Source organism: Bariatricus sp. HCP28S3_F11, assembly GCF_052065395.1.
Lineage (GTDB): Bacteria > Bacillota > Clostridia > Lachnospirales > Lachnospiraceae > Allocoprococcus.
This window is the reverse complement of the sequence record NZ_JBQHUC010000065.1, coordinates 1-5,437: the sequence shown is the minus strand read 5'-3', so window position 1 is coordinate 5,437 and position 5,437 is coordinate 1. Positions and strand designations below refer to the sequence as shown.

Sequence of the window (5,437 nt, the reverse complement as noted above, 5' to 3'; positions counted from 1 at the left end):
AAAAAGCGCGCCGTAATTACAGGCACGTACAAAGAGACATCATTATGGAACTGATATAATAATTCGCTGTTTTTGTGCAGGAGACAGGAACTTTATTTTGCGAGACGACAGGCTGATGCCCGGCCTTGACCGTTCCCCGCCGCCCCGCTGGATGGGTGGACAAGGTGGCCAATCCCTAAAAGTGTTTGGCCGCACTCGTTCATTTTGGGGCCTTTCTTCTCCCAAAATTGAAATGGGCGGGAAAGCCCTAAAATGGCTTTCCCGCCTTGATTACCCATTAGCAAAGACGGGCGAGACTGTCAACGGCGGCGCTGAAAGCGCCGTTCATCTTGACCGTTGACTGGCTCGCCTGGCTTTGCTACTGCCCGTAAGAGATGGAAAAACAAGATGGAAAACAAGGTTAAAAATGGTTGACAAGTCTATCGGATGTGTGTTATACTGTGCGACAGTTTGAGATTGGAAGGAGGCTTACGTGTGTTAATTTGTGTACGCTAATAAGCAATAAAAAGTAGAAGTACCTTTCCACATGATGGTGGGCTTTTTTTGCGTGCGTATGCAAAGGAACACGTAGGTTTGACACGAGCAGTCTTTGAACTGTATCGTGGTGTTTTTTCGTGCTTTGTTGTTATGCAGGCGTCTGCCCTCTCTGTGGGACAACGCCTGCTTTTTATTGCAGAAACAAAGGAACAATGCAATAAAAAAGGAGGTTCGCATTATGACCCAAAACAACAATTCATGGAGAAAAACTTATTTTACACTTCTTGCCGGACAAGCAATATCCTTTATTAGCAGCGGTATTTTGCAAATGGCCATTATCTTTTATTTGGTTGCGAAAACTAATTCTGCAATCATATTGACGGCGGCAACACTGATTGGATTTTTGCCGCAAGCCTGTTTAGGCCCGTTTGCAGGTGCTTTTGTTGACCGGCACAGCCGTAAAAGCGTAATGATTGGTGCGGATTTGATAATTGCCGCCGCTGGCGGTATTCTGGCGCTGGTGGCGTTTTACATGGAATTGCCCGTATGGTCTATTATGGTTGTCCTGTTAATCCGAAGTGCGGGAACTGCTTTTCATTCTCCAGCATTCAGCGCAGCAACACCTATGATTGTGCCAAAAGAGGAACTTACAAAATGCGCTGGTTACACGCAGACCATGCAAGCAGTAAGTGCGATTATCAGTCCAGCTGCCGCAGCGTTTTTATATGCTGTTTGGCCTCTTAATGCAATTATATTGTTAGATATTGTGGGTGCAATCCTTGCCTGTGTGACTGTTGCGATTTCGTCCATACCAACGCCTGAACTATGTCCAGAAACGAAAAGACAACAGTTTTTACAGGATATGAAAGAGGGGTATGTGGTATTAAAGCAAAACAGGGGCCTCTTTGCTCTGCTCTGGATTGGTGTAATTTATATGTTCTTTTATATGCCAATCAGTACGCTTTTTCCTCTCATCTGTATGTCATACTTCAAAGGAACACCGGCCCATGCCTCTGCCGCTGAAATTGCTTTTGCGGTTGGTATGCTGCTTGGCGGAGTCATTCTGAGCATTTGGGGCGGTTTTAAGAAACGGCGGTACACCATCGGTCTTTCCGTTCTCCTGATGGGCGTTAGCATTATGCTCTCCGGGCTTTTGCCGCCAGACGCATTTCTTGTCTTTGTTGTGTGCTGTACTGTTATGGGAATTTCCGCTCCATTTTACGGTGTGCAAAATGCGATTTTTCAAGAAACGGTCAAACCAGAATATCTGGGGAGAGTTTTTTCTCTACTGACAAGCGCCGCTTCCCTCGCCATGCCGTTTGGCCTTGTCATTTCCGGGCCTCTGGCGGAGCGGCTGGGAGTTGAGAAATGGTTTGTCATTTGCGGAATTGGCATTATCATCGTTGCGCTTGCCGTATTTTTACTACCCGGTTTGAGAGAGATTGACAATACGCAATAATCAACTGCACCTTTTTCTATTACTAAACAAAATGCCTGGATGGTGGTTCTGAAAAACCAGAACCGCCGTTCAGGCATTTTTTATCTTCGTCCTCTCTGCGGTTTTGGATTCTTCAGCAAGTCGGATTTTTCCGCAATCTTTTTCAGCCACTTCCGTTCTTCTACTGACAGCTTCCTAAAATTCAGCTTGAGCCGTTTGCAGATAAACGCCAAGTACGCTTGTTCCGTGTCGCTGTCCTGGCTGACGATTTCACCAGCAGTTTCCAGCATTTCTTTTAGCGGGTTATCCTCTGGGACGCTGAAAAAATCGTCCTTGTGTGTTTCCCGCAGAGCAAGGGCAATCCCGTTTATGTCCCGTTGTATCACATAGCGGCAAAACTCGTCCTCATCAATATGGGCGGTGATAAGCTGTCTTAACTGCGTATCACTCATGCCAGGATTATGCTTTTTTATAACAGTTGCGCTCATCGTGTCCACTATGGCGTTTGCACCCTGCGCCTGTTTCAGTGCCGTTCCGTTCACATAGATTTCAAGGTCAGCCATCAGCCGGGGGAAATCCGGGTGCGCCGCCAGCTCACACAGCAGGGTATTGTCTATCCTCCCGCTTTTCAGCAGGTCAATCATTTCATCACTCAAACGCAGGTCTGCAAGATCGGCGTTTGGGTGATTTTTCATTTCAGACAGCCCCAGCAGATAATCAGCGGTCACACCGTAAAACTTCGCCAGCCGGATAAGGGCATAGTGGCTGATGTCCTTGAAGTCTTCCGTTTCGTAACTGCCCAGCGCAGACTTGGAAAGCCCGGTCTGCTCCGCAAGCTGCCCCAGCGTCAAGCCACGCTCCACACGTAGGTCTTTTAATCGCTCTTGTATGGATAAAGACATATTCACCCTCCTTGCTAGCTCAACGAAAGAGAAGCCGTTATGCTATGTACTATGCTCATAGCATAACGGCATAGGCATTTACAGTTTTATTTTACCATTTGCTACATCTTCACGAAATTTATCAACAAGCTTCGCTGTCAGCTTGGATTTACCGTAGTGTTCAAGTACAAAAGTACGATAACTTTTTCCATCTACAAGCACATCACTTTTTCTGGTCAACAACCAATTTCCGTTACCTCCTCCCTGTTCTCTAATATTCCAGTCTTTCCCATATCTTTTATAGATTTCATCTTTTTTACCTTGAACAGACATTGATTCGCTTGGAATATAAACAATTTGCATAATAGCTCCTCCTTTATTTTGTGCAAGAAGACCAGAAACCTGAATTTGTCTTTTATCTTTTTTTGATTATATCACAAATCCGAGAGCGTGGAAATAGGGAGTTTTTCAGGCTGATTTCCTACCTCTTGGATATACGGCACAGGCGGTCAAAAAGGTGTAGACTTGGGATAGTTCATCGATGGACAAGCACCTTGGAAACAGAACACGCCAAAGAAAACGGAGGGACGCATGAGCAAAAGACCCTATCAACACCTGCCGCCGCTGGAACACAGGCCGGACGGCTCCCCCTACCGCATAACCCCGCCCCAGAAGAGACGAGCCAGCGGCCTGATACGCCGGGAGTGCTGCAACTGCGAGGACGGAAACTGCCTTGCGCTGGACGATGGCGACACCTGCGCCTGTCCGCAGATGATTTCGTTCTCCGTCTGCTGCAAGTGGTTCCGCTGGGCGGTCTTGCCGCTGGACAGGACGCTGGAAGCGGAGATTTACCGGGACAGGGACTTGAAACGCTGTGCGGAGTGCGGCGGTGTGTTCGTCCCGAAGTCCAACCGGGGCAAATACTGCCCGGACTGCGCCGCCAGAGTTCACAGGCGGCAGAAAACAGAAAGTGAACGGAAAAGGAGGTCTGCTGTGGACAGTTAAGAGCGGGAAAAGCCTTGATTTGCAAGGCTCCGCAAGCCCTCAACCGGGGCGGCTGGTATCATTTATCATTCGCCCCGGAAAACGGGCCTCTAACCGTCCACAAAACACGCTATGACAAACACGATTTATATTCACCAGCCGGAAAAGGCGTTCAGTTTCACCCGGCTCCCCAATTTCCTTTTTGAAGCACCCACATTCCAGCCCTTGAGCAACGAAGCGAAGGTGCTGTATGCCTTTGTCCTGCGCCGGGCGGAGTTGTCCCGGAAGAACGGCTGGGCGGACGAGTACGGGCGGGTCTACCTGTACTACCCCATCTGCGAGGTGGTCGCTTTGCTCCGCTGCGGGCGGCAGAAAGCGGTCAACACCCTGCGGGAGTTGCAGTATGCGGGGCTGGTGGAAATCCAGAAACAGGGCTGTGGAAAACCCAACCGCATTTACCCGAAATCCTATGAAGCGGTTCCAAACACCGACTTCAAGAAATCCGGTTATGGTACGCCGGAGGGCTGAAAACCGTACTTGGCGAGTACGAAAATCAATCCTCTTGAAGTACGGAAATCTGACGGTATATAGAAATACAGAGATTAAAACCATCTATTTACATTCATTCCATTCCAATCCTATCAGAGATATTTTCGGCGGGAAAACCCGCCGGAAAGGAATGGAATGGGGAAAGGAGTTCAATGGCACAACACGCAATTTTGCGATTTGAGAAGCACAAGGGCCACCCGGCGGGGCCGCTGGAAGCCCACCATGAACGGAAAAAGGAGCAGTACGCCAGCAACCCGGACATTGACACCAGCCGGAGCAAGTACAATTTCCACATCGTCAAGCCGGATGGCCGCTACTACCATTTCATTCAGAGCCGCATCGAGCAGGCCAGATGCCGCACCCGCAAGGACAGCACTCGGTTTGTGGACACGCTGATTACCGCCAGCCCGGAGTTTTTCAAGGGCAAGTCCCCAAAGGAGATAGCGGCCTACTTCCAGAGGGCGGCGGACTTCCTCATTGACCGGGTGGGCCGGGAGAACATCGTTTCGGCTATGGTACACATGGATGAAAAAACGCCCCATCTGCACTTGGTCTTTGTGCCGCTGACAAAGGACAACCGCCTGTGCGCCAAAGAAATTATCGGCAACCGGGCCAATCTGACGAAGTGGCAGGACGATTTTCACGCCTGTATGGTGGAGCAGTACCCCGACCTGGAGCGTGGGGAAAGCGCCAGCAAGACGGGCCGGAAGCATATCCCCACCCGGCTGTTCAAACAGGCGGTCAACCTCTCCAAACAGGCGAGGGCCATTGAAGCGGTTCTCTCCGGCATTACCCCGCTGAACGCCGGAAAGAAGAAAGAGGAAGCCCTCTCCATGCTGAAAAAGTGGTTTCCGCAGATGGAGAACTTCTCCGGGCAACTGAAAAAATACAAGGTCACAATCAATGACTTGTTAGCGGAAAATGAAAAGCTGGAAGTCAGGGCAAAGGCCAGCGAAAAAGGCAAGATGAATGACACGATGGAACGGGCGAAGTTAAATGTTGGACAGCGAATTGAGGGAGACGCAAACGACAAATTATTTTTCCGTCCTTTAAAGAATCGACCGCGCAGTCTGGGAGCTAATGGCAGATTGACAGCGATAATACGGCA

Annotated in this window: 6 protein-coding genes; 4 read left to right on the top strand and 2 right to left on the bottom strand. The window is 49.3% G+C overall.

Translation table 11 applies throughout. The annotated features are described in order from the left end of the window. Positions 1–715: 715 nt before the first annotated feature. A complete protein-coding gene (locus ACTNBR_RS15920; protein ID WP_075680193.1) occupies positions 716–1,936 on the top strand; it encodes an MFS transporter in 1,221 nt (406 codons plus the stop codon). An 80-nt stretch (positions 1,937–2,016) separates the two neighbouring features. Here the strand turns inward: ACTNBR_RS15920 and ACTNBR_RS15915 are convergent, their stop codons facing one another. Together ACTNBR_RS15915 and ACTNBR_RS15910 are read right to left on the bottom strand one after the other, a co-directional pair. Beyond that, positions 2,017–2,817, bottom strand: coding sequence for a helix-turn-helix domain-containing protein (locus ACTNBR_RS15915; protein ID WP_002575858.1), 801 nt, complete (start codon positions 2,815–2,817; stop codon positions 2,017–2,019). 78 nt (positions 2,818–2,895) lie between these two features. Continuing rightward, on the bottom strand, positions 2,896–3,159 hold the full coding sequence (locus ACTNBR_RS15910; protein ID WP_002575859.1) for a hypothetical protein: 264 nt from the start codon (positions 3,157–3,159) through the stop codon (positions 2,896–2,898). A gap of 228 nt (positions 3,160–3,387) precedes the next feature. On the opposite strand from ACTNBR_RS15910, the gene ACTNBR_RS15905 reads away from it, so the two are divergent. From ACTNBR_RS15905 to mobV, 3 genes are all read left to right on the top strand, one after another. After that, on the top strand, positions 3,388–3,801 hold the full coding sequence (locus tag ACTNBR_RS15905; protein ID WP_002575860.1) for a cysteine-rich VLP domain-containing protein: 414 nt from the start codon (positions 3,388–3,390) through the stop codon (positions 3,799–3,801). A 111-nt stretch (positions 3,802–3,912) separates the two neighbouring features. Next, positions 3,913–4,308 (top strand): replication initiator protein A, encoded by a 396-nt coding sequence (locus tag ACTNBR_RS15900; protein ID WP_002575861.1) that lies wholly within the window; start codon positions 3,913–3,915, stop codon positions 4,306–4,308. Positions 4,309–4,481: 173 nt separating this feature from the next. Then, on the top strand, positions 4,482–5,437 hold a 956-nt coding region (gene mobV, locus ACTNBR_RS15895; protein ID WP_441019174.1), incomplete at its 3' end, for a MobV family relaxase.

Excerpts from the sequence above, each read along its gene's own strand:
- ACTNBR_RS15920 (WP_075680193.1), top strand. The coding sequence starts at position 716 with ATGACCCAAAACAACAATTCATGGAGAAAAACTTATTTTACACTTCTT.
- ACTNBR_RS15915 (WP_002575858.1), bottom strand. The coding sequence starts at position 2,817 with ATGTCTTTATCCATACAAGAGCGATTAAAAGACCTACGTGTGGAGCGT.
- ACTNBR_RS15910 (WP_002575859.1), bottom strand. The coding sequence starts at position 3,159 with ATGCAAATTGTTTATATTCCAAGCGAATCAATGTCTGTTCAAGGTAAA.
- ACTNBR_RS15905 (WP_002575860.1), top strand. The coding sequence starts at position 3,388 with ATGAGCAAAAGACCCTATCAACACCTGCCGCCGCTGGAACACAGGCCG.
- ACTNBR_RS15900 (WP_002575861.1), top strand. The coding sequence starts at position 3,913 with ATGACAAACACGATTTATATTCACCAGCCGGAAAAGGCGTTCAGTTTC.